17 protein-coding genes, 2 tRNA genes and 2 rRNA genes are annotated in these 23,853 nt (G+C 43.1%); 8 read left to right on the top strand and 13 right to left on the bottom strand.

The features are described from left to right. Window positions 1-105, top strand: a 23S ribosomal RNA gene (locus tag JMX91_RS02945); the annotation flags it as partial. A 158-nt stretch (window positions 106-263) separates the two neighbouring features. After that, window positions 264-377: ribosomal RNA gene (rrf, locus tag JMX91_RS02950) — 5S ribosomal RNA — on the top strand. 397 nt (window positions 378-774) lie between these two features. On the opposite strand, the gene JMX91_RS02955 is transcribed toward rrf, so the two are convergent. After that, on the bottom strand, window positions 775-2,493 hold the full coding sequence (locus JMX91_RS02955; RefSeq protein WP_057758891.1) for a hypothetical protein: 1,719 nt from the start codon (window positions 2,491-2,493) through the stop codon (window positions 775-777). A gap of 121 nt (window positions 2,494-2,614) precedes the next feature. On the opposite strand from JMX91_RS02955, the gene JMX91_RS02960 reads away from it, so the two are divergent. From JMX91_RS02960 to JMX91_RS02970, 3 genes are all read left to right on the top strand, one after another. Continuing rightward, on the top strand, window positions 2,615-3,028 hold the full coding sequence (locus JMX91_RS02960; protein WP_201547601.1) for an OsmC family protein: 414 nt from the start codon (window positions 2,615-2,617) through the stop codon (window positions 3,026-3,028). Window position 3,029: 1 nt separating this feature from the next. Continuing rightward, complete coding sequence (locus JMX91_RS02965; protein ID WP_201547602.1) at window positions 3,030-3,494, top strand: flavodoxin family protein; 465 nt, start codon at window positions 3,030-3,032, stop codon at window positions 3,492-3,494. Window positions 3,495-3,594: 100 nt separating this feature from the next. Then, window positions 3,595-4,269, top strand: coding sequence for a DUF938 domain-containing protein (locus tag JMX91_RS02970; RefSeq protein WP_201547603.1), 675 nt, complete (start codon window positions 3,595-3,597; stop codon window positions 4,267-4,269). A gap of 113 nt (window positions 4,270-4,382) precedes the next feature. Here JMX91_RS02970 and JMX91_RS02975 read toward each other — a convergent pair whose 3' ends face one another. Continuing rightward, entirely contained in the window at window positions 4,383-5,174 is a 792-nt protein-coding gene (locus tag JMX91_RS02975; protein ID WP_201547604.1) for a dienelactone hydrolase family protein, read from the bottom strand. Between the two features lie 560 nt (window positions 5,175-5,734). Between JMX91_RS02975 and JMX91_RS02980 the strand changes: the two genes are divergently transcribed. Together JMX91_RS02980 and JMX91_RS02985 are read left to right on the top strand one after the other, a co-directional pair. Continuing rightward, window positions 5,735-7,822 (top strand): catalase, encoded by a 2,088-nt coding sequence (locus tag JMX91_RS02980; protein WP_201547605.1) that lies wholly within the window; start codon window positions 5,735-5,737, stop codon window positions 7,820-7,822. A gap of 328 nt (window positions 7,823-8,150) precedes the next feature. Next, a complete protein-coding gene (locus JMX91_RS02985) occupies window positions 8,151-8,939 on the top strand; it encodes an MBL fold metallo-hydrolase (RefSeq protein WP_201547606.1) in 789 nt (262 codons plus the stop codon). A gap of 102 nt (window positions 8,940-9,041) precedes the next feature. Here the strand turns inward: JMX91_RS02985 and JMX91_RS02990 are convergent. From JMX91_RS02990 to leuS, 7 genes are all read right to left on the bottom strand, one after another. Continuing rightward, window positions 9,042-9,117 (bottom strand) — tRNA-Lys (locus JMX91_RS02990). Window positions 9,118-9,276: 159 nt separating this feature from the next. Next, window positions 9,277-9,352, bottom strand: a tRNA-Lys gene (locus JMX91_RS02995). Between the two features lie 194 nt (window positions 9,353-9,546). Next, on the bottom strand, window positions 9,547-11,496 hold the full coding sequence (locus tag JMX91_RS03000) for a MacB family efflux pump subunit (RefSeq protein WP_227679252.1): 1,950 nt from the start codon (window positions 11,494-11,496) through the stop codon (window positions 9,547-9,549). Window positions 11,497-11,765: 269 nt separating this feature from the next. Further along, entirely contained in the window at window positions 11,766-13,091 is a 1,326-nt protein-coding gene (locus JMX91_RS03005) for an efflux RND transporter periplasmic adaptor subunit (protein ID WP_201547608.1), read from the bottom strand. A 298-nt stretch (window positions 13,092-13,389) separates the two neighbouring features. Then, window positions 13,390-14,490, bottom strand: coding sequence for a DNA polymerase III subunit delta (gene holA, locus JMX91_RS03010; RefSeq protein WP_201547609.1), 1,101 nt, complete (start codon window positions 14,488-14,490; stop codon window positions 13,390-13,392). 158 nt (window positions 14,491-14,648) lie between these two features. Further along, window positions 14,649-15,365 carry a hypothetical protein gene (locus tag JMX91_RS03015; RefSeq protein WP_227679245.1) on the bottom strand — a complete coding sequence of 239 codons (717 nt, stop codon included), beginning with the start codon at window positions 15,363-15,365 and terminating at the stop codon, window positions 14,649-14,651. 66 nt (window positions 15,366-15,431) lie between these two features. Continuing rightward, a complete protein-coding gene (leuS, locus tag JMX91_RS03020; RefSeq protein WP_201547610.1) occupies window positions 15,432-18,119 on the bottom strand; it encodes a leucine--tRNA ligase in 2,688 nt (895 codons plus the stop codon). A gap of 211 nt (window positions 18,120-18,330) precedes the next feature. Between leuS and JMX91_RS03025 the strand changes: the two genes are divergently transcribed. Further along, window positions 18,331-18,702, top strand: coding sequence for a Spx/MgsR family RNA polymerase-binding regulatory protein (locus JMX91_RS03025; protein WP_201547611.1), 372 nt, complete (start codon window positions 18,331-18,333; stop codon window positions 18,700-18,702). 128 nt (window positions 18,703-18,830) lie between these two features. On the opposite strand, the gene argB is transcribed toward JMX91_RS03025, so the two are convergent. The 4 genes from argB to mgtE form a co-directional block, all read right to left on the bottom strand. Then, window positions 18,831-19,742, bottom strand: coding sequence for an acetylglutamate kinase (gene argB, locus JMX91_RS03030; RefSeq protein ID WP_201547612.1), 912 nt, complete (start codon window positions 19,740-19,742; stop codon window positions 18,831-18,833). A gap of 77 nt (window positions 19,743-19,819) precedes the next feature. Continuing rightward, window positions 19,820-21,622: a phosphomannomutase/phosphoglucomutase gene (locus JMX91_RS03035; protein ID WP_201547613.1), complete on the bottom strand. Its 1,803-nt coding sequence runs from the start codon at window positions 21,620-21,622 to the stop codon at window positions 19,820-19,822. A gap of 136 nt (window positions 21,623-21,758) precedes the next feature. Further along, entirely contained in the window at window positions 21,759-22,223 is a 465-nt protein-coding gene (dut, locus tag JMX91_RS03040) for a dUTP diphosphatase (protein WP_201547614.1), read from the bottom strand. Window positions 22,224-22,382: 159 nt separating this feature from the next. Beyond that, entirely contained in the window at window positions 22,383-23,786 is a 1,404-nt protein-coding gene (gene mgtE / locus JMX91_RS03045; protein ID WP_201547615.1) for a magnesium transporter, read from the bottom strand. Window positions 23,787-23,853 lie beyond the last annotated feature (67 nt).

Raw genomic sequence — 23,853 nt, forward strand, 5'->3', positions numbered from 1 at the left:
ATTTCCCTAAAGAGCCGTTCAAGACTAGGACGTTGATAGGCAGGGTGTGGAAGCGCAGCGATGCGTGTAGCTAACCTGTACTAATTGCTCGTTTGGCTTGACCATACAACACCCAAGTGGTTTGTATTGTCTAATTATCTGTCACAGACAGAACATTTCGATATCACCTTTGACCTTGATTCAGTTAGGTTACAAGTTGATCGACAACTAGCTTAAACTTGATGTCAATAAAAACAATAACAGACTCATATCTAACCCCCTTTGCTGACGACAATAGCGCGATGGCCCCACCTGATCCCTTCCCGAACTCAGAAGTGAAACATCGTTGCGCCAATGGTAGTGTGGTTCGCCCATGTGAGAGTAGGTCATCGTCAGCTCTCTATTCTAGATAAATCCCCCGACATTAGCTTGTCGGGGGATTTTCTTTGCGTCTATCTTTTATTCCTAATTACCTACGCAGCAAATCCTGTTTAAAGGTGAGTAAGGAGTAACGACTGTCTGGGAGACAGTCATCCGTAGCGCAAGACGGAAGGATATGCCTGTAGATAGCTCTTGTGCTGCCTAGTAGAGCAATGCTTTGCCTTAATGGTGCTCTTCTCGTTCGTCAGCTCTCTATTCTAGATAAAGCCCAAACGCTCATGCGATGGGGGATTTTCTTCGTCTGTAGATTGGTGCTGAAAAGCTACTAGTAATTGAGTTCATGAACTTTCCCTATGATAGTCAAATAAGACTCTTATACGAAAAATTTGTCTAGAAAATATATAAAACAACAGATCACGATACATGTTTCTTGTCGAATATAAATACGTTGTGATGAATTGCTTCGTTAGTCTTTTGAATATTAAATGTTTTCTTATCTTCAGGTAATCGTAGTACTTTTGGTAGTCGTGCTATTGCCATTTTTTCATTAGCAATGGCATAGTGACGATAGTATTCATTTAAGATTTCATTGCAGTCAAATTCTACGTAAACAATATTATCATTATGTTTTTTAGCTAAATTTATTATGGACAGAAAAAACTCATTTTTCGCTTCATTTTTTGAATGTTCCACATCTTCTAAAGTATAATTTGGTGGGAAACCGACCTTTATTTTTTGCCAAATACTACCATTTTCCTTAGTTTCAAGATAAAATTTTAATTTTTCTTCTAATTGATTCAACTTTATCAGGTTCTGTTCAGTACTATCGAAAGCTTCCTTAACAATTGCAATTATTTCTTTAGAAGCATTAGTGAAATTTTTAATCTCAAATTTTTTATCCTCTAATGAATCATAAATCGTATCTAGAAAATATTTGAAGCTAATTAGCCTGGCAATCATAATTTCTACATTAGAAGAGTATGTAGCGATAGGTCTTAATTGAAAGTTTTGGAGATTATCTATAAGTTTATTAAAAATTTTAGTCAAATAATAAAATAAATAGTATCGATCATCACTATCAGTGACTGCATTATTAATTATATTAGGTAATTTATTCAAAATCGAAATTGTGATTTGGTGCTCATAGTCATTCATACGCTTACTGATATGATACTCTGTCTCTTCGCCGTCTTTTTTCAATTCTTTTTTGAGTAGAGGTATAATTTGTGTCTTACAGAGATGTTGTGCTTCTGCTATAAATTTGATGATTGTGTCTGATACACCAGCATCCAAAGTGTATAGTCGACTTGTACAGTATTTAACGTGTCGTATATAACGTTCTTCATCTATAAGCTCTTTTCTAATGACAACGTGTGTCAGATATACAAATAAATCATTACTACCGCCATCTTCATGTAAAAAACGTTTAATAGAATAAGGATTTTGTCTTGATTTGTCGGCAATACCTATTAAAAACCAGTAACGCTCACTTTCAATGACAAAGAACTTTTTACGCTTTGCCTCTCTTTTTATAATATCAGGTAATTTGTCTTGTTCCTGAAAGTCTATATCAGTAGAATCCCATGCGCGAAAGTCTCGCCCCTGAATCTTTTGCTTAATAAATACTTCTTTAAAGTATGTTTTTACGATATCAGTATTTAAGTGCCTTATACCAGGTTGTACTATAAGATTTACATTATCGATCCAAAATGCTAAATCGTACAAAAATGCTTTTTTTATACTTTCACGACTTTTTTGGTCTAAAATATGATCACCTATATCAATACGGTTAAGATAATCGATCATCGCCTCTACTTTATCAGCAAGTTCAATAGCATCATATGAATCCGGCTTGGACTCAATAAATTTCAACATCTGTATAGCAATTGCTTTTAGCTCTCGATGACGAATTGCTGTTTTAGATAACAAACTTCTCAAATCATCTGGAATAATATAAGTAAAATTTGGGCTAATGTTCCTTTTTGATAATATTTTTTCGTACACACTTTTACGACTGGGTATATCGAGCTGCGGCAAAATACTGATAAGAATGGTTTTCCAGTTACCACCTAATGCTGGGTCTATCGATTTTAATTGATAAACTTGGTATTCTGAGAGCTCATACACATACATATTACAATTTCCTTTACAGAACTAATGTTTGCACAAATGCTCGCTATCTTAGCATCTATCAAATAACTATCACAGCATCTTTATTTCTCAGGCAGCTAGTTTAATAAACTAAGGTAAGATTATGACCACCTCAAAAGTAACCTACCAAGGCAATTTACGCACCCAAGCCATTCATCTACAGTCTAACAACCAAATCATTACTGATGCGCCAACGGACAATCATGGCAAGGGCGAAGCGTTTTCTCCGACTGATTTGCTAGCGACCAGTTTGGGCTGTTGTATCTTAACGATTATTGGTATCAAAGCCGAAGCGATGGACATCGATATCTCAGGTACGACCGCAGAAGTTACCAAAGTCATGGCTGCCAAACCAAGGCGTGTGAGTGAAATACATGTCGTGGTCAATTTTTCAAAAGCATTGGACGAGAGTACCTTAAAGCGATTTTATAAAACTGCGTTGACCTGCCCAGTAGGCAATAGCTTGGATCCTGAGATTACTCAAAACTTAGTGTTTAACAATGGCATAGAAGCCTAATATGTCTACTAAGACGTTACTCATCGTCGCTCATGCGCCATCGCCTAATACTCAAAAATTGGCGCAGGCAGCTTATGACGGTGCCAATCATCCTGATATAGATATTACTGTCATTTTGAAATCACCGCAGGATACGCAGCCTGAGGATGTATTGGCTGCTGATGCGTTACTGCTAGGTACGACTGAAAATCTGGCGTATATGGCAGGGCTGACCAAGGACTTTTTTGATCGTTGCTACTATCCTATATTAGAGAAGAAGCAGGGCATGCCGTTTGCGGTATATATACGCGCAGGGCATGATGGTACAGGTACCAAGTTTGCGCTCAAAACGATTACGACGGGGCTACGTTGGTCATGGATTCAAGAGGCGCTGATACTACAAGGCGATTGGCAAGATAGCTTTGCTGAGCAAGTAGAAGAGCTTGCTATGACGTTGGCTGCTGGGGTAGAGGCAGGTATTTACTAGTAGTAAGTTGTTTGGCGGCCACTAGGTTAGTCTTAGGCAGTGCTTGTTAATCTACTGCTATCAATATTGAGAGCACAATAGACGGTCTGGGAGGATAGTGATGCATGACGATAATCTGAAGAGTAAAGTGGACATCGCTGCATTGCCGTTTTCTCAAGCGTGTGAGAATAATAAACAGCCTATTCTAGAAGTACTCCAAACAGAGCTACAAGGCTTTAATCATGTATTAGAGATTGGCTCTGGGACAGGTCAGCATAGTGTTTATTTTGCGCTTAATCTGCCTGAGGTACAGTGGCAAACGAGTGATGTCACTGGTAATCACCGCCATATAGTCGCTTGGCATAATGCTTATCCTGCGCCCAATCTATATTCGCCATTAGCGTTTGATTTGGCGCATGACTCAGTACCTGTTAGTAGTCATTCAGATAGTGGTCATTTAAATAGCAGTCATGTAGACAAACCTTACGATGTGATATTTACGGCCAATACTTTGCATATTATTAGCTGGGCTTTGGTAGAGCGGTTATTTGCATTGGCTGGTGAGGCGCTACCTGTTGACGGTAAGCTGATTGTATATGGCCCTTTTAATGAGCATGGTAAATATACCAGTGAGGGCAATCAACGATTTGATAGGATGTTGAGAGCAGGTAATCCTGACAGTGGTATTCGTGATAAAGAAGATATTGTAAGCTTGGCAACCGCGCATCATCTACTACTATGCAAAACTTATGCGATGCCTGCCAATAATCAACTATTAGTATTTCAAAAAAGTTGAATGCTTAAGGTTGCATAAAAAAAACACCTCAATGGATCGTTATAAGATCTTATTGAGGTGTCTTTTTGTTTGGGCTTGCTTATATTCTTACTTATTCAACTTGTGCCGCTGGATTATTTATATTCTTCTGCTAAAAAGTCCAAGTAGCGTTTCCAAGAGCGCTCATCGGCGCGAGCATCATATCTATCGCTGCCAAATACACTAAAAGCATGTGGCGCGCCGCTATAGGTCACCATCTCATGAGGTACCTTGGCCGCTTCTAATGTCTTGCCCAAAGTCGCAAAGCTCTCTAACGAGACAGATTGGTCAGCAGAGCCGTGGAATACTAGGATTTCTCCCGTAGTTTTGTCATAACTTTGACCGGTTGGAATATCGAAGGCACCGTGGAAGGGTACAAAGGCTTTTTGCTCAAAACCTGAGCGTGCTAGCTCTAACGCGACTGTACCACCGAAACAGTAGCCCATAGTCGTGCCTTTGCGCACATCATTGCCTTGTAGCTGTCCTGCCGTTAATGCCCCTGCCAATATGCGGCGCATTTTATTACGATCATCATATAGCTCCCCAGTTAGGCGTTTGTTTTCTTCGATAGAAGTAGGGCGAATGTCTTGTCCAAACATATCGGCCGCCAATACGTTGTAGCCTTCAGCCGCTAACATATCAGCACGTTTGCGCTCATAGTCAGTTAGACCATCCCAATCATGAATCAATAAGATAAAAGGTGCATTAGCTTTGTCCGCTTTTGCGTAATAGCCTTCGTACGCTTTATCATCGACCGTATAGGTCACGTTTTTGGTCGTGATAGCAGCAGCTGTTTGACTGAACGTTAATGCCATTAGACCCATTGACGCGCCTACTAGCAACGAGTGATAAGGTTTTTTAGTCGGGGAGCTTAGAGTTGGTAACATGGTAGGTAGCCTTATAGTTATATAAAAAATAGTCGCATCATCAAATCCATATAAATCCGTTACATCGTCATCCTCGCTAACTATACTAATGTATAGCTTACGCTCGGTTTTCTTGTATCGAAATTATTTGAATCCAAAGATATAAAGAAGATAAATATAAGGCTAAAACCCTGCCAATTTATTTATCAATAGTCTCTGGTACTTCATAAAAAGCATACCTTAAAGAATAACTACATTACAAGATTCTATTGTTAACGTTTATGCGCCTTTAAGACCAACTAAAGCTGCTGGTTTATAGCGTCTATAGACCTTAACCAAACATCAACAAGGTTTACTATATACGCAACTATATTTGACTTATTTTTTGGGTAGTATAACTCCTAAGCCTATTATTCCTTTACGAATTTTAGTGCGATATCAATTTAACGTTAAGCAATGCTGAAAACACAGATAAATAAATGACAGATGAAGTCACCACTATCTCAAAGGATATCAAACCTGTGTAGGCACTCTTTTAGTGATTTAAAAGAGCACTCTCAATCTATTAGCTAGGACTTTTTATGAATAATAATATCGATCATACTGACCCCGCCAAAGACATGAATACGGAACGTGGCAATGGTGGTGAAACCCATCAGCGCGCAGGTGACGACACCAAAGTATTAACTACGCAACAAGGTGTGGCCATCGCTGATAACCAAAACTCTCTAAAAGCAGGCTCACGTGGGCCAACGCTGTTAGAGGATTTTGTATTACGTGAAAAAATCAATCACTTTGACCATGAGCGTATCCCTGAGCGTATCGTCCATGCTCGTGGTAGCGCAGCACACGGTTATTTTGAGCTAACAGAGTCACTAGAAGAATATACAACTGCTAAAGTATTGACCGAAACAGGTAAGCAAACGCCACTATTTACTCGCTTTTCAACGGTAGCGGGTAACAAAGGTTCAAAAGATACGCCACGTGATGTACGCGGTTTTGCTGTGAAAATGTATACAGAAGAAGGTAACTGGGATATCGTTGGTAATAACATGCCAATCTTCTTTATCCAAGACGCGATGAAGTTTCCAGATTTGATTCATGCGGTAAAACCAGAACCAGATCGTGGTTTCCCGCAAGCGGCCTCTGCCCATGATACGTTTTGGGATTTTGTCTCACTAAGCCCTGAAACCATGCATAATCTAATTTGGCTGATGAGTGATCGTGCTCTGCCACGCAGCTTGCGCATGATGGAAGGCTTTGGTATTCACAGCTATCGCTTAATCAATAAAGATGGCAAGAGCACTTTTGTCCGTTTCCATTGGAAGCCAGTGCTGGGCGTGCAGTCAACCACGTGGGATGAAGCAGTAAAAATCTCAGGTGCTGACCCTGATTATCATCGTCGTGATTTATTTGAGTCAATCAATAATGGTGACTATCCTGAGTGGGAGTTTGGCGTACAGTTATTTACTGAAGAAGAAGCCAATGAGTTCCCATTTGACCATCTTGATGCGACCAAGCTGATTCCAGAAGAGTTGGTGCCAGTGAAAGTCGTCGGTAAAATGGTGCTGAATCGTTATCCAGATAATTTCTTTGCAGAGACTGAGCAGGTAGCATTCTGCCCATCGCATCTGCCACCGGGTGTTGACTTTAGTAATGACCCATTATTACAAGGTCGTCTGTTCAGTTATTTGGACACTCAGCTATCACGTCTAGGCTCGCCAAACTTTGCTCAGATTCCTATCAATGCACCAAAATGTCCGTTTGCTAACAATCAGCAAGATGGTCATATGCAGATGCAAGTGCCTAAGACGCGTGTACTCTATGAGCCACAAAGCCTAGATCCAACTCGTCCTCGTGAAAGCGCTAAACGTGGTTTTAACTCATTCCATGAGCAATTAGATGATGGCGTAAAAGGTCGCGTACGTGACGAGAGCTTTGCAGATCATTATAGCCAGCCACGTATGTTCTACCGTAGTCAGACAGCAACTGAACAAGCACATATCGCAACCGCTTATGCGTTTGAGCTAGGTAAAGTAGACACAGCCCATGTACGTACGCGTATGCTTAGCCATTTGATTCATATCGATGAAGACTTGGCCAATCGCGTAGCAACGGCATTGGGTATGGAGCTACCAGAGCCAGCGGATGCGGCTGCACCTGTCCAAGACTTGGGAACCTCTAAAGCGGTACAAACTATTGGCCTAACGCCTGATAGCTTAAAAGGTCGCATGATTGGTATCTTGGTTGCAGAAGGTTCTAATAGTAGTGAAGTTAAAAAATTCGAAGATGCTGCCAAAGCGCAGGGTGCTAGTGTCAAAATCGTAGCGCCTAATAAAGAAGTCGTATTGGATGATGGTACACGCATACAAGCTGATGAGCGCCTCGCTGGTGGTCCATCAGTGATGTTTGATGCCGTCGTTAGTATCATCATGCCTGACCAAGCTAAAAAGCTCGCAAAAGATAGCTCAGCATTAGATTGGTTTAACGATGCGTACAATCATTGCAAAGCTATCGCCTATTGCGGTGCGACTGATGAATTTATCCTAAGTAAACTGCCGGTTGAAAAAGATGAATTTGTCACTCCCTTAGCTGAGCTAGATGCCTTTATCAGCAATGCTAAGTCTCGTCTATGGGAACGTGAGCCAAAGGTTCGTGATCTTGCATAGTCGATAAGTAGGTAATTTACGAATTATCCAAAATACTAAATAAGATACTAAGTTTTTCCTCAAACCCAGCCTAAGCGCTGGGTTTTTGCTTTTTGTTAATAAGGTGAGATTTATCATGGGTAGAATTATATAGGCGGTTATTAACAGTCAGTTGTGCATAGTTAGTTGTTAGTCGCATTGTCTCTGTATACCGCCTAGCCTTTGTATATAGTCACAAGCGTTCACTCAAAGTCGTTTTATTTATCGTGACGGGCGCTATACTAAAGATTGGCTATAAAACTGAACAAAAGCCTCACAATAATAACGACGAATGAGGTAGGGAACACCAATGAGTCTATGTGAAATTGTACGTTTAGAAGGATATATCCAGAGTAGCTATCTAGCAGTATATCCAAATAAAATAATGCTGCTAGATGGCTGCTGCCGTGCTGATGTGCCGATGGTGCTGGACTATATTAAGACAACGTTAAAACGACCCGTCACCGATCTAAAAGTAGTAGTGGTCACGCACATGCATCCGGATCATGCAGGCGGCGCGAATAAGTTTCGAGAAAAGACGGGCTGTCTAATTGTCTCAGCAGATAGAAAAAAGCAGTGGTATAGCGGTATTGGCGGGCACACGATGCACTTCGTAGATATACATCTAGGATATTATGTAGCCAGACGTCAAGGTAGGCCATTTAAAAACCTATATTACTCGGCAAGTCTGAAACCGGATATCACCGTCAAAGATGGCGAGCTTGTGCCACATTTTGATGAATGGCAAGTACTAGAGACACCAGGTCATACAGATCGTGATTTGTCTTTGTTCCATCTGCCCAGTCGCGAAGTATACACCGCTGATTTAATCATTAAATTGCGTCACAAGTTCGTAGCGCCATTTCCTGTTTATTATCCTAAAGATTATGTCCAGTCGCTAAAAAAAATCAGAGCATTGCAACCGTCAATGGTGATGATGGCACATGGTCGAGAGTTGGCGATGAGTGAGGCGGAGTTTGACGAGTTTATTGCTCATGCTCCTAAGCACCCACGTACCATCAAAGATACGATCAGACATAAACTACTATGGCGCAAGAAAGATAACTTTAGACTGTTTAAACGCAAGCATAATAAATAGAGGTATATAAAAGCTAAGAAACTAATAGCTAAAAAACAACGTTTAAAAAGCCCAGACGAAAAAAAGCCCAATTACTAAGATAGTAACTGGGCTTTCTAAATATGGTGGGCTGTCCGCGACTCGAACGCGGGACCAATTGATTAAAAGTCAACTGCTCTACCAACTGAGCTAACAGCCCTGAAGAGTATATAAAAAAGCAATGCTTTTTAACTCTGCAAGAGAAAATTCTAACTAAAGAAATTTCTAAAACTAAACATCTTAACGATGTCTTTTAAACTTATCTTTATTAGTCTACTACCGGATAGGGCAGAACGATTAATAAAGATTAAACTAAATATGGTGGGCTGTCCGCGACTCGAACGCGGGACCAATTGATTAAAAGTCAACTGCTCTACCAACTGAGCTAACAGCCCTAACGTTTAAAGTGTTTGTATCCCTAAACGTGAGAGCACATTATATATATTATTATGACAATTACAACCCCACATGATAAAAAAAGTGTAATTCTCTTATAAAATTGCCAATTTATTCCAGTTTATTTAAATTTTCATCATTATATCGATATTGACTGCTCTATTTTCGGCCAAAGCGAGCCAATAATTGATTATTAGTCTCGAGAAAGTGCTTCAACAGGATCTAGTTTGGCAGCATTACGTGCTGGCAAGAATCCAAATACTACGCCAATTAACGTCGAACAAACAAAAGCGGCAATGATAGAGGTTGATGAATAGATAACTTTGAAATTATCACCGCCCACACTATTAATCAGTTCTCCAATGGCAAAGGCCAGCCCAATACCAATTAGTCCCCCTAAGATACAGACCAAAACGGCCTCGATGAGGAACTGCTGCATAATATCGCTCTGACGCGCGCCCACTGCCATGCGCACGCCAATCTCATTAGTGCGTTCAGTGACAGAGACCAGCATGATATTCATTACTCCAATACCGCCGACGATCAACGAAATAACCGCGACCGATGAAATAAGCAGGGTCATCGTGCCTGTTGTCGACTCGATGGTTTGCCGGATAGAGTCTGAATTGCGCAACTCAAAGTCATCTTTGCCATGGCGACTCTCTATCAAGTCAGAGATGGCAGATTCAGCAGCACTTGAGGAGATACTGTCGTCTAGTAAGGCTATAAAGCGGTCAATATTGGTGCTACCAGTGACACGCGACATCACCGTCGTATAAGGCATATAGATAGTGGGTGTCGTAACATCTTGACCAAAGCCACCGTCGCTTTCCTCAAGCACACCAATCACGCGACCAGGAACACTACCAATCAAGATAACCTCGCCGACCGGGTTGTCGACCTCTGAAAAGAAGGTTTCTTTGGCATTATTATCAATAATAATATCTTGGCTACGTAAATTGATGCTCTTCGCATCAAATCCTTGGCCCAATGCCAATGTCTCACCAGTGACGGTTAGATAGTCTTCACCAACGCCGTTGACGGTAGCGTCCTCTTGTATACTACGATAGCGCACGCTAGAGTTGGCATTTACCTGAGGGCTAACGCTGATAATATAGGGCTGGTTACCGACCGCTTCTGCATCTTCTGGTGTCAAGTTGTCATCGTTATAGCGGCGTCTAGGGTCGCCTCTAGGGTAGCCATCATTGACGGTAATGGTATTAGTACCTAACGAGCTAATATTAGCGAGGATTTGCTGCTGAGAGCCTTGTCCAAGACCTACGATAGATACAACCGCAGCGATACCGATGATAATGCCGAGCATAGTCAGTAGGGTACGCATCTTATGCGCGCGCATGGCAAGCAAAGACATTTTAAATGCTTCAATCAGTCGATCGATAAAGCTACCAAAGGCACTTTTACGGTGTTCACCCAGGATAGACTCTGGTTTTTTGTCTGTGTGCTTATAATGCTCAGTTTGATAATCAGCGATGATATAGCCGTCTTTTAGCTCAATCACACGCTCCGCTTGCGCCGCTAGCTTTGGATCATGAGTGACCATGATAATGGTATGACCTTGTGCACTGAGGTCATGCAAAATTGCCATGACGTCTTCGCCAGACTTACTGTCTAGGGCACCAGTTGGCTCATCGGCCAAGATCACGTCACCACCATTCATCAGTGCACGAGCAACAGAAACGCGCTGTTGCTGTCCACCTGAGAGCTGATTGGGACGGTTATTGACCTTATTGCCAAGGCCAAGGTCAGTTAGTAGCTTCTCAGCACGATTGGTGCGTGCTTCGGTATCCATGCCCGCATACACGGCAGGGACAGCGACGTTGTCTTTGGCACTGATATCACCAAGCAAATGATAGCGCTGAAAAATAAAACCAAAGTGCTCACGGCGCAGCTCAGCCAATTGATCGGCATCGAGCTTACGGGCGGATTGACCATAAATCTTATAATCGCCAGCCGTGGCTTGATCTAAACAACCTAAGATATTCATCAAGGTGGACTTACCAGAGCCTGACTGTCCAATGATGGCAACCATCTCACCTTGGTGAATCGTCAGATTGATATCATGTAACACTCGAATGGTTTGCTCACCAGCAGGGAACTCTCTGATAATGCCAGACAACTCCATAATGGGCTTGCCTGGTACAGGGTGGTTAACGGTATTGGTTTTTGCCCGATTATCTAAGTTATCTGAGCTGTTTGAAGGGTTAGCAGAAGTGTGTGACCCTAAGTTTTGAGCCGTGCTACTTTCAGAGCTATCTTCAGTCGACGGTTTAGGAGATTGAGATATAGTCATAGCAGTGTCTTTAATAAAGGCTAATAAGCGTTATGGTGTTGTTATGAAAGGGCTGCGATATTTAACAAGCCCTTTTTTATCCAACATAGTCAAAGAACAAGTTACATTCGAGGTCCACCAGGGATACGGCCGCTACCTGATTTCTTACCGCTTTCTTCACTGATGATTACTTCTTCCCCTTCTTTCAAACCACTTAAGATTTGTGCGTTTACTCGGTTATCGATACCGACTTCTACGGTACGCTCTTCTACAGTTCCATCCTCTTTTAATACACGTACAAACTTGCCAGTGGCCGCTTTGCCTTTTTCTTTACCTTTAGAGCGTTTTTCTTGTATCACTGTTGACGGTACTAATAAGGCGTTTTTGGCTTCATTGACAATGATATAAATCTGCGCGGTCATATCAATTCGGAACAAGCGGTCAGGGTTTGGTACTTCTACGTAGCCGACATAATAGATAGCAGCGTCTGTCGAGCTGGTACTACTGATTTGCTCTGGGGCAGGCTCGATAGCAGTCAACGTCGCATCATACTGCTGATCTGGATTACCAATGATATTGAAATAAGCGGGCATACCAGCATTGACGTTAATAACGTCAGCTTCGGAGATTTGCGCGTTGATACGTACGGTCGATAAATCTGCTAGTGTCACTAGTGTTGGCGCCGTTTGGTTGGCGTTAACCGTAGTGCCTTGCTCAGTGGTAATAGAAACGACAGTACCTGATATCGGGGCGCGAATCGTGGTATAGCTCAAATCTTCTTCAGCAGTACTAACGTTGGTTCGAGATTTGCGTAACGCCGCTTGCTGACTGTTGATATTGGCTTCGGTAGTCGCAATCGCGGCCTTTGCCGTATCGATAGCTGCACGTGCATTGGCAACGGCTGCTTTTGCGGTCTCGACACTGGTCGCTTGCGTATCATATTCTTGCTGCGAGATAGCGTCGATAGCGACTAAGTCTTGCAAACGCGCAAAATCAGACTGTGCCTGTTTGAGCTCAGACTGACGGCTGGCAAGATCAGCATAGGCACTTTTTAGACTGGCTTGTTTGCTCAACGATTCTGCTTGCGCACTTTGTAGCGCGGCTTCGCTTTGTTCAAGACTGGCTTGTTCATTGCTCAGGCTGTTCTTCTGAGTCACTTGATCAATCTGCGCAATCAAATCGCCTTGTTTGACTTCGTCACCGACTTCAACGTACAGGCGTTTTACTTCACCAGATACCTGTGCCCCTACATCGACGGTATTTAACGCTTTTACCTTACCGGACGCCATGACATTGTTTTCAATATCACCGACTTCAACGGTTGCGGTTAGGTAGTTAGGTGTGGTTTCTTCTGGTTTTAAAAAAGTATAGGCCAAAGCCCCTAATGCTACGATAATTAAGGCAATGACACCCCATTTTATAGCAGACTTTTTGCTTATTTTGCGCATGACAACAATCCAATCACAATTAAATCAAGTGTAGATATAGTAGAGACTTCACCTACAAAAGGGAATGGAAATTAGTTTACGAAAGGTTAAGGTAGCCAAGAATAGAGACAGGTACAGAAAAGGAATGCTTACTAAAAATCAATAAAACAGAGATTATAGGAGAACAAGATAGGGTAGTAGAATCTAGATTTATAGCGTTTAAATGTATAAACCAGTAAGAAAAACGTATAAATCAGTAAGAGAAGAGATGGATAACTCGTGGCTAAGCGCAACAATAAAAGGTGGTGACAGGCTAGTCTTAGCGCATAGCAAATAAACGCTTACCTGCAAGCTCTAGTGCTGCTTGTAATAATAGCTCCCATGCTGGCTGGCGTATAAGTCCTTTGATGGCTTGGTCACAGCGGTAAAGCAGTGCAGGCCATTCGCTCGTTTGTTGTTTTGACTGACGGCGGCAGGCTTGTTGGTATAACCCTTGCTTACTACGCCAAATGCCTAATGCTTGAGGGTCTTGACCGTCCATAAGTTGGATAATTTGACGCATGTCTTTGCTAATAGCCCAGAGTACTAAAGTAGTGGGCTCATCGGTCGACTTTAGCTGAAACATGATTTTGGCTACCTGCGTACTATTGCCCGCGAGCATTGCATCAGACAAATCAAACACGCTAAACTGCGCGTCGCTGACCAATGCTGCTTGTAGGTCTGCAATATCCAATGCCACATTATTCACAGGTTGTGAAAAGCTATTAGATTGTTCGGTACTGTTGTCAGTAGCACTATTTTCACCAGTACTGTCATTAGCAACTAGCTGCGGTGCAAACAAATAGGACAGCCGCCATAGGGTTTGATAAGCACTTAGCAAATGATGCTCAGTGTGTGACATGAGTAGCTGCCACGCCTCTTGAGACAGTCGTAAGCCAAACTTCTGAGCTTGTATTCGTAGTAGCTGTTGGCGCTGCTGCTCATTGTATAAATTGCAATCAATGACATTGCCATATTGCGCAAAAGGAGCAAACCATTTGCTGCTCTGGCTGCGTTTGTCTTGCTTAGGTGTGAGCCACAACACACTATGACCGTGTGTGCCCGCTTGCGCCTCGACCGCAAAACGTTCCAATTCAGCGATAACTGCTTTGTCGGGTTTATGGTTCCCCGTCACGATTAAGGCACTGGCATCATCAAATAGAGACTGGCTGCCAAGCTCGGACAGTACTTCTTGCCAGCTCTTGACAGAAATCAGCTCTATACGTTTGATTGCGTAATTCTGTGCGCGCCAGTGTGGGTGCAGCGCATCTATCAACCATTGACTCAGCAGTGGCTCGTCACCGTGCGCCAGCCACAAACCCGCTACCGCAACGGAAGGCTGCAGTAGTTTTGGGTAGGCTTTTATGAAAGTATCTTGCATAGCGTGGTGTTACACAGGTTGATGAGCATGTAATACCAGTTCTAAAATATGATCAGCAGTGTCAAGCTAGCTTAGTCTATTCAATGTAGTACTTACGCTCGCTTAGTTTGCTACTCATACTTCTAGAAATGGTATCGTTTGATAATCAGAACGACTAACTATTCCGGTTGTGGTACGACGACAACGGTTGGTGTCACGCCTTTATTCATCTGTATAGACTGTTTGGAAGCAGGTGCGACTTTTGGAAGCGAGATAGCAACGTACTGGTCAGTGATACGGCGAGCTAAAGTATCATAGAGCCAATCGCGAGTCTGATCGCCTTGCTGATCGTCAGTACTGACAGAGGCTTCGTTGTACTGATAGCTTCGCTCGACTTGAATGGGATTGCTCAGTGTTACAGGCTTACCATTTTCCATCGTTTGATAGCTGACATCTGCTGATAGTACCAAGCGAATCTCTGTTAATACGCCAACCAATTCGTAACGTTTAAAACGTACATTACGGATATCGATAGCGGCAATAGTCTCAGCCCCTGCTTGTTGGTTATTACGAGCAACTTCTTCCGAGCTCATATTACCAATAACATCGACACCTAACGTCTTTAGGCGCCGCGTCAATGGTAGTTTCAGCGGGAATGAGGTGCGATTATCTTCGATAATGACCGCTGTTTTTTCGACGTCAAGCAGCATCGCTGAGTCGTAGCCACGTAGCTGAAAGCCGCAGCCGCTAAGAGTAGCTGCTGCACCTACCACGGCGAACATTGGCAGCGTAGCAAGTAAGACTGCTCCGAGTTTTTGGCCATGGGACTTTTTGTTAGCTAGGCTGTGTGCGCTTGATTCTGGTTGCGCCTGCTCAGCTCGATGCTTGTATGACATAAACGCTATCCTCATATGATAAGAAGGCTTAGAGCACTAAGCCTAAAATACTTAGCTCAAGATATCTCAGCCTACAACCACGATGTTAACCAATTTGTTAGGAACGACGATTTCTTTTTTGATCTCGCCAGTGATGAATTTTGCCACGCTTTCCATAGTGCGAGCCTGCTCTTTTAGCTGCTCAGGATCGCTATTTGGTGCGACATCCATCTTACCACGCATCTTACCATTGACCTGTACCACCATCGTGATCATGTCCTGTACCAGCGCACTTTCATCCACGGTTGGGTAGTCTAAGGTTAAGGTATCAAGACCCAATTGCTCAAGCAGATGCTCACCAACGTGCGGCGCATAGACAGATAGCATAATCAGCAGGTTGGTCAACGCTTCGTGTTTAACGTGAAGCTCTTGCTCATTACTCGCGTTAAAGCCAGTCAGCTCATTAGCAAGTTCCATCAGGCTTGATACTGGCGTATTCAATGCCAGACGATCACCCAAATCACTATCAATCTTAGCAATCGTTTCGTGCGTTTTACGGCGTAAGTTTTTGGCTTCTTTGCTTAGACCGTCTGTGTTCAAGGTAGCACTGTTCAGCGTATCAATGCTGATATTGGCGGCTGTTAGCGCTTGCATATGGTCGGTTGCAATACGCCATACTTTTTTCACAAAGTTATAAGGGCCTTTTAGCGCGTCGTCTGACCATTCAAGCGTTTGATCCGCAGGCGCAGTAAATAGCGTATATAGACGAACCGTATCAGCACCATATTTATCAATGGTTAGCTGTGGATCTACGCCATTGTTTTTTGACTTAGACATTTTTTCGATTTTGCCAATCGTCACTGGCTGGCCGTCAGATTTTAAAATGGCTTTGATTGGTTGACCGCGTTCGTTGAAGTCAATATCGATATCTTCTGCAAAGTAGTAGGTCGTACTACCATCCGCGTTGACGCGATAGAACGTACCAGCGAGTACCATGCCTTGCGTCATTAGATTGGCAAATGGCTCATCACCTGTGACTAAGTTTTCGTCACGCATCAGCTTGTGGAAGAAACGCGCATACAACAGATGCATCACCGCATGCTCGACACCGCCCACGTATTGATCGACTGGCAACCATTTATTGGCAGCAGACCTATTGACCATGTTTTGCGCATCATTTGGGCTAGCAAAGCGTGCGTAGTACCAGCTTGACTCTACGAATGTATCAAAGGTATCGGTCTCACGCTCAGCAGGGTTGCCACATTTAGGACAAGTAGTATTGACAAATTCTGGGATGTTCTTGAGTGGATTACCGCGACCATCAGGTACGACGTCGGTTGGCAACACAACTGGTAGGTCTTGCTCTTCAACAGGTACCGTACCACAATGCTCACAGTTGATCATTGGGATAGGGCAACCCCAATAGCGCTGGCGAGAAACACCCCAATCACGCAAGCGATATTGAATTTTTTTCTTAGCAAGCTCTTTTGGCTCAAGCTTGGCAAGCATTGCTTCAAACGCTTGCTCAAAGTCTAGACCATCAAACTCACCTGAGTTAACCAAGGTATTACGCTCGGTATAAGCAAGATTCACTTCACTATCGTTCGCTTTAGCATCTGCTTTTAAATCATCAAAATAGCCATCAGGCGTATTGATAACCTGCTTGATCGGTAGATTATACTTCACCGCAAACTCGTAATCGCGCTCATCATGAGCTGGTACCGCCATGACCGCGCCTGAGCCGTAGCTCATCAGCACATAGTTGGCAACCCACACTGGCACTTCTTCACCAGTCAAAGGGTGCGTCACAGTGAGGCCTGTATCCATACCGATTTTTTCAGCTTTGGCCAAATCCGCTTCAGCGACTGAGCCTTTTTTACAAAGCGCACAGAATTGAGCGATTGCGTCATCTTGCTCAGAGGCATACTGTGCAAGTGGATGCTCTGCGGCCACGGCAACATAAGTCACACCCATCAAGGTGTCAGGACGAGTAGTGAACACATCTAAGGTGTTTTCTTCACCAGCAAGCTCATAAGGGAAGTGGACTTCCATACCAGCACTACGACCAATCCAGTTGCGCTGCATAGTCAGTACTTCAGATGGCCAATGACCTTCTAGCTGATCCAAATCATCTAATAGCTCATCAGCATAGTCAGTGATGTTGAAGTAGTACATAGGGATGTCGCGTTTTTCGACCGCAGCACCACTACGCCAGCCTTTACCATCGATGACTTGCTCGTTTGCTAAGACGGTGTTATCAACAGGATCCCAGTTGACCGTCGATAGCTTTTTGTAGACTAGTCCTTTTTTGTACAATTGCAAAAATAACCACTGCTCCCACTGATAATACTCAGGGCTACAAGTGGCAAACTCACGTGACCAGTCAATAGACAGGCCTAGCAATTTAAGCTGTGCACGCATACTGTCAATATTGGCAAATGTCCATGCAGCAGGTGGCGTTTGGTTAGCAATTGCCGCGTTTTCTGCTGGCAAGCCAAAACCATCCCAGCCCATTGGCTGCATGACTTCATAGCCTTTTAGGCGATAATAACGGCTTAATACGTCAGAAATCGTATAGTTACGGACGTGGCCCATATGCAGCTTACCACTTGGATAAGGGAACATTGATAGCATGTAACGACTTGGCTTGTCGCTTGGCTCATTGCTGACTTCAAAGCGCTTGTCAGTTGCCCATTTGGTCTGCTGCGCGGCTTCTATCGCTTGTGGGTTATAATAATTGTTTTCTGCTTGGTCTGCTGTCACGGCGTTGCTCATAGTCGGCTCGAAATTGGTTGATACTGATTTGTTTAATACTGATCAAAATAGGTGGAATTTGACAATGCCATAGCATAGCGTAATTTGGCGAAAATTGCGACGATATGATGCAGTTGCTTACTAGGTTTGACGATTAAAAGTAATGCATTCTCTATATCCCGTCAGCCTTAGGTATAATAGACAAATTAATGAATATTTATGAGGATTTATCATGACCATCACCATTTACGGTATCAAATCTTGTAGCACGATGAAAAAAGCGTTCACTAAGCTAAACGATCTAGATGTCAGCTATGATTTTCACGATTATAAGAAACAAGGTATAGAGAAAGAAACAGTACAGCGCTGGGTAAATGAACTAGGTATCGAAAAAGTGCTCAATAAGCGTGGTACGACATGGCGCAAGCTAGACGACAGTCAAAAGCAAGCGGCTGACGCTAATGTAGACAACGCGATAGATTTACTCGTGGAAAATACCAGCATGATTAAACGTCCGATTGTAGAAGGTCAGTTGGCAGATAGAGATCAAGCCGTATTACTATGCGGATTCGATGAAGCGGAGTTTAATAAAGTTTTTTCGTAAATTTAATCCATAAAAATTAAGCTAGGCTTATTTGTTAAGTATAAAAATGCACAAAAAAGCCCGAGCGTTTATATTAACTCGGGCTTTTCTATATTTAGCTTTTTTACATTTAGTATTGCTAGATTTTGCTAGCTCAATGATGAGTCTATCTCACGACTAATGAGCGTACCAACCCCTTCGTTGGTAAAAATCTCCAGTAAGGTCGCATGAGGCACACGGCCATCGACGATAACCGCACTTTTGACACCGCTACGCACCGCATCAAGTGCACATTGAATCTTGGGAATCATACCGCCTGAGATCGTACCATCTTCAATCAAGCCATCGACTTTCTTAGGTGTTAGTCCAGTCACCACTTCACCGTCACGGCCCAATACCCCTTTGATGTTGGTCAATAGCATCAGCTTCTCTGCTTGCAAAAACTCAGCCACTTTACCGGCCACCAAGTCGGCATTGATGTTATAGGTATTGCCTTCAGCGTCAACGCCAAGTGGTGCGATTACAGGGATAAAATCAGAAGCAATTAGCATGTTGATCACGTCTTTATTGACGCTGACCACATCACCGACGAATCCTAAATCAACTGGTACAGCGATACCATCTGCGCCAATTTTTTCCATCATCAGTTTTTTTGCTTGAATCAAGTTGGCATCTTTACCAGTTAGGCCGATAGCGCGGCCGCCGTGTTTGTTGATGAGACTGACGATAGATTTGTTGACGCTGCCGCCTAGTACCATCTCGACGACATCCATGGTGCTTTTGTCAGTGACACGCATGCCATCGATACGGTCTGATTGACGACCGAGCTCTTTTAGGAGGTTGTCAACTTGCGGGCCACCACCATGTACGACTACTGGATGCATACCGACGGTTTTTAGCAAAACAATATCACGAGCAAATGAGCTCTCAAGCTCAGGGTCGGTCATGGCGTTGCCGCCGTATTTTACGACGATGAGTTTATCAACAAAACGCTGGATATAAGGCAGAGCAGTGGTCAATACTTCAGCGGTGTTTTTGGCATCATCTAAATTAAGCGTCATTACAAACTCCTAAGGGCCGGGTTTAAATTGGTTGTTTTTCTATTATGTCTAATGAGACAGCTATATGTCTTATGAGGCTACTCCGCAGGAATAGCAAGAATCTGTTCAGCTAGCGCTGCGTTAAATGGTCGGCATAAAGTGGCAAATGTCGCCTGAATACTTTTTAGGTCATCTACACTGTCACCTGCAAAGCGCGCGGTCAGGCTATTGCTGGTATTTGATTGACGCAGTACGCCAAAACCATGCGCAAAATCCAAACGCACACCATCGATACAGCTCAGTTTAGTTCCCATAGGTAATAATTCATGCGTCTGTTTTACTGCTATTTGCGCCTTCGCAGTAGTGCAAGTACACGCTGATGACTTGCATGTTGTGGCGGGCAGGCAAGTACCTTTTAACTGCTGACTAGATGAAGAATCAGTATGAGTAGACATATCTACTAGATACTGCAAGTAATAACAAAATCTCGTTAGTTGCTCTACAAGTGAGCAGTCGGTAGTAGCGGTCTGCGGCATTGGCAAATAATGGTCAGCAGTACTGACTATAGTGGGCAAGTTTTGGATGATATCTGATAACGGTTTTTTATCGTTAATACCATTCTGAGTTTGGTCAAGCCAATGCAGCAACCGTAATGCAGCATACATCGCATCATCGTAGGGAATAAAGCGGCTGTCATTAAAGATGAAATGCCCTGATAATTCACCAGCGAAGACAATCTGATTGTCAGGATGCTGTACCTGCTGGCGCATAAAGCTGCTGCCAGTCTTGCTAATCACAGGTGTAGTACCAAGCTCAGATAACAGTCTTGGCAAATGATGGGCGCACTTAATATCGAAAAGAACTTCAGATGCTAATAAAGAGTCGCTAAGAGAGTTAGGATGTTCAGTAATAGCAATACGTGCCAATAGATAGAGCAAATGATCGGGCGTAACTATTTTGCCGTTGTTATCAACGATCATCAAACGATCGCCATCGCCATCAAACGCCAAGCCTATATCTGCTGCATTCGAAACAACGGCTCGTTGCAATTCGTTCAAGCGGTTTGGTTCGGTGGGGTCTGGATTACCAAGGGGGAAATTACCATCGGGTATGTCATTGAGAAAAATAACATTCTGACAAAAACGTTCGAACAAGCGTTGAGCAATTCTACCAGTTGCACCGTGCATACAGTCAATAACCACGATCAAATCAAGTTTATAAGCGCTTTTCTGATTGTCTGCAGTTGCCGAGTGATGGTGTTGAAATAATTGTTCAAATACCTGCGCAATAGCATCGATATAGACGCTTGCTACTTGATGAGCAGGTAGTTGCTCAAGCAAATCAATTGGTAATTTTGAGTCGTGGCTACTCTTAAGATTTTTAATGCCTTCTGAAAACCAGATAGGGTTGTTAGCTTGATTATCGGGATAGGTGTGATGACCATGATTGGCGGTGAGTTGATGATAGAGCGTCTGTATCTCTGAGCTACTAGGGGACTTGTTATTTACTAACCATTTGATACCTAGTATGTCTTTAGCAGAATGGCTCGCTGTTACGACAATGCCATGACCTTGATACTGCATTGCCCAAAATGCCATCATCGGCGTGGTAACCAGACCTAATTGGATTACGCGTAAACCCTGCTGAGCTAGTACAGTAGAGAGCGTACGTGCAATAGCCTCACTACCAATGCGCATATCATAACCAATAACGACAACATTCTGCTTAGTATCAACAGAGGCATTAGCATTGTTGTTTTGAGTCGGTTGGCTATCTTGGGCATTGTAGAGAGTAGCAAAAGCATTGCCTAACGCTTGTATAAAACTGCTAGTAAAATACTGGTTGGTACCACGAATATCATAAGCACGGAATAAGGATTGCTGCGCCGCAAAAGGTGGCATTGCTTACTCTCCTTATAACCGTGATAGATGTTCAATGATAAATAAAAATGAATAGCGCAAGGTTTTATATATAGCTTAAGCAAAACCTTGAAGGCTATCTAAAAATTACTAGCAGGATGGACCATCAAAATAGCTATTATTGACGACCTGAGTGTCCAAACCCGCCTGCACCGCGTACGCTTTCATCACTGAATTCTGCAACCACTTCAAACTCAGGACGCGCAACAGGTACCACGATGTACTGTGCCATACGCTCAGCTGGGTTAAGAACAAAGTCTTCGCTACTGCGGTTCCAAATACTAACCATCAGCTCGCCTTGATAGTCGGCATCAATTAACCCAACCAAGTTACCCAAGACGATACCGTGCTTATGGCCAAGACCTGAACGCGGTAAAATCATACCTGCATAGTTAGGGTCTTGAATATAAACCGCAAGGCCTGTGCCAATTAAATGGGTTTCACCTGCTTTAATCGTTAATGGCTCGTCAATACAAGCACGCAAATCAATACCTGCACTGCCATCGGTGGCACGAGTTGGTAGAGAAAACGCTTTATCTTCAGTAATTTTAGGGTTTACCACTTTAATTTGTACAGCTTGCATAACACACTCACTTAACGATTTGATGGTTTTTAAATTATGATTTTAAACTAGGACTTTAAACTAGGACTTTGAACTAAGGTTTAAATAAATCTTATTCGAAATTTTTATACAAATAGCAATTCTAGATTTGGATTGAGTAATTGATTATTCAGCAATCAACTAGAGTATCAATACGCTAGCCAATCCTAAAAAGGACATAAAGCCGACGATATCCGTGACGGTCGTTAAGATAACCGAAGCAGATAGAGCAGGGTCAATATTCATCCGTTTTAGCATCAGCGGTATGCTGATGCCAGAGACATTAGCTGCAGTCATGTTGATCGCAATGGCAAAACCAATGACGGCACTGATCTTAATATCATGAAACCATAACTGAGCAATAAACGCCATAATTATCGCCCAGATGATACCGTTTATCGCACCCACCCACAGCTCTTTATTCAATAGCCAGACACGGTTGGAACCACCGATTTGACCCATCGCCATCCCGCGAATAACGACCGTCAGCGTTTGCGAGCCAGCAATACCGCCCATACTGGCGACTACTGGCATCAATATCGCTAGCGCCACGACTTGTGCCAATACTTCTTCAAACTGTCCAATTACTGCTGCGGCCAAAAGGGCAGTACATAAATTGATACCTAGCCAAACGCTACGGCTTTTGGCGCTGGTTAGGATAGGGGCAAACAGCTCTTCATCTTGGCTAACACCAGCGAGGTTTTTCATGGTGCTGTCGACATCATCTTGGATAATTTCCATGATGTCTTCACCGTTTAGTTGACCAACTAGCTCGCCATGACTATTGATTACAGGCGCAAAACGGATGTCTTCTGAACGAAAAATCGCGGCAGCATCTTGGATATCTAAGCGATCATTAATCGTAATGGCGGTATCAATCAGCTCCGAGACCAAGGTGTTTTGTCTATGCTTAATTAAATCTACTAGACTCAATAGCCCTAGTAATTGCTGGCTTTGATCGACAACTAACAGCTCTTGGCTTTCGTCATCGAGCAGGTCGTCGTTTTCACGCAGCCACTCTTGCACATCTGCCAAATAGATATCATCCCTTATCTGGATAATATCGGGATCCATATAGCTACCAACTTCCCAGTCAGCATATGTATCAAGCTTATTGACTTGGACTCGAGTTTCTTCGTCTAGCGTTGCCATAACTGAGGTACGTACGCTCTCAGTGACAGTGTCCAAAATCTCAGAGATATCTTGCGCATCAAGATCTTGGGTAAACAACGATATTTCTTGAGAAGAAATATTCTCCATCAATGGCTGGCGCGTATCGACATCTAGCTCGGCAAGCACTTCACCTTTGATGTGCTCTGGCACCTGCGCCCAAATCAACAGACGGTTTTGAGTTGGGAAAGACTCTAGTAGATTGGCAATCTCATATTCGGATTGCTTTTCTAAAAACTCAGTAATGGCCTCGTATGCTTTATCAGCAACCAAACCCTGCAGATACAGAAGCTTATATTCGGCACTATACTCAGCCGAGTTATAATCTCCTGACAGCATGGCGGTTCGTTCCTGATTGGGCGTCGGGGTAGGCATAAGTGTTCCAAGTTTTTACAGTCAATTTTTTACAGTGTATAAAGAACAAGAACAAGAACAAGAATAA

This window comes from Psychrobacter sp. Pi2-1 (assembly GCF_904846645.1).
In the GTDB taxonomy this organism is placed as follows: domain Bacteria; phylum Pseudomonadota; class Gammaproteobacteria; order Pseudomonadales; family Moraxellaceae; genus Psychrobacter.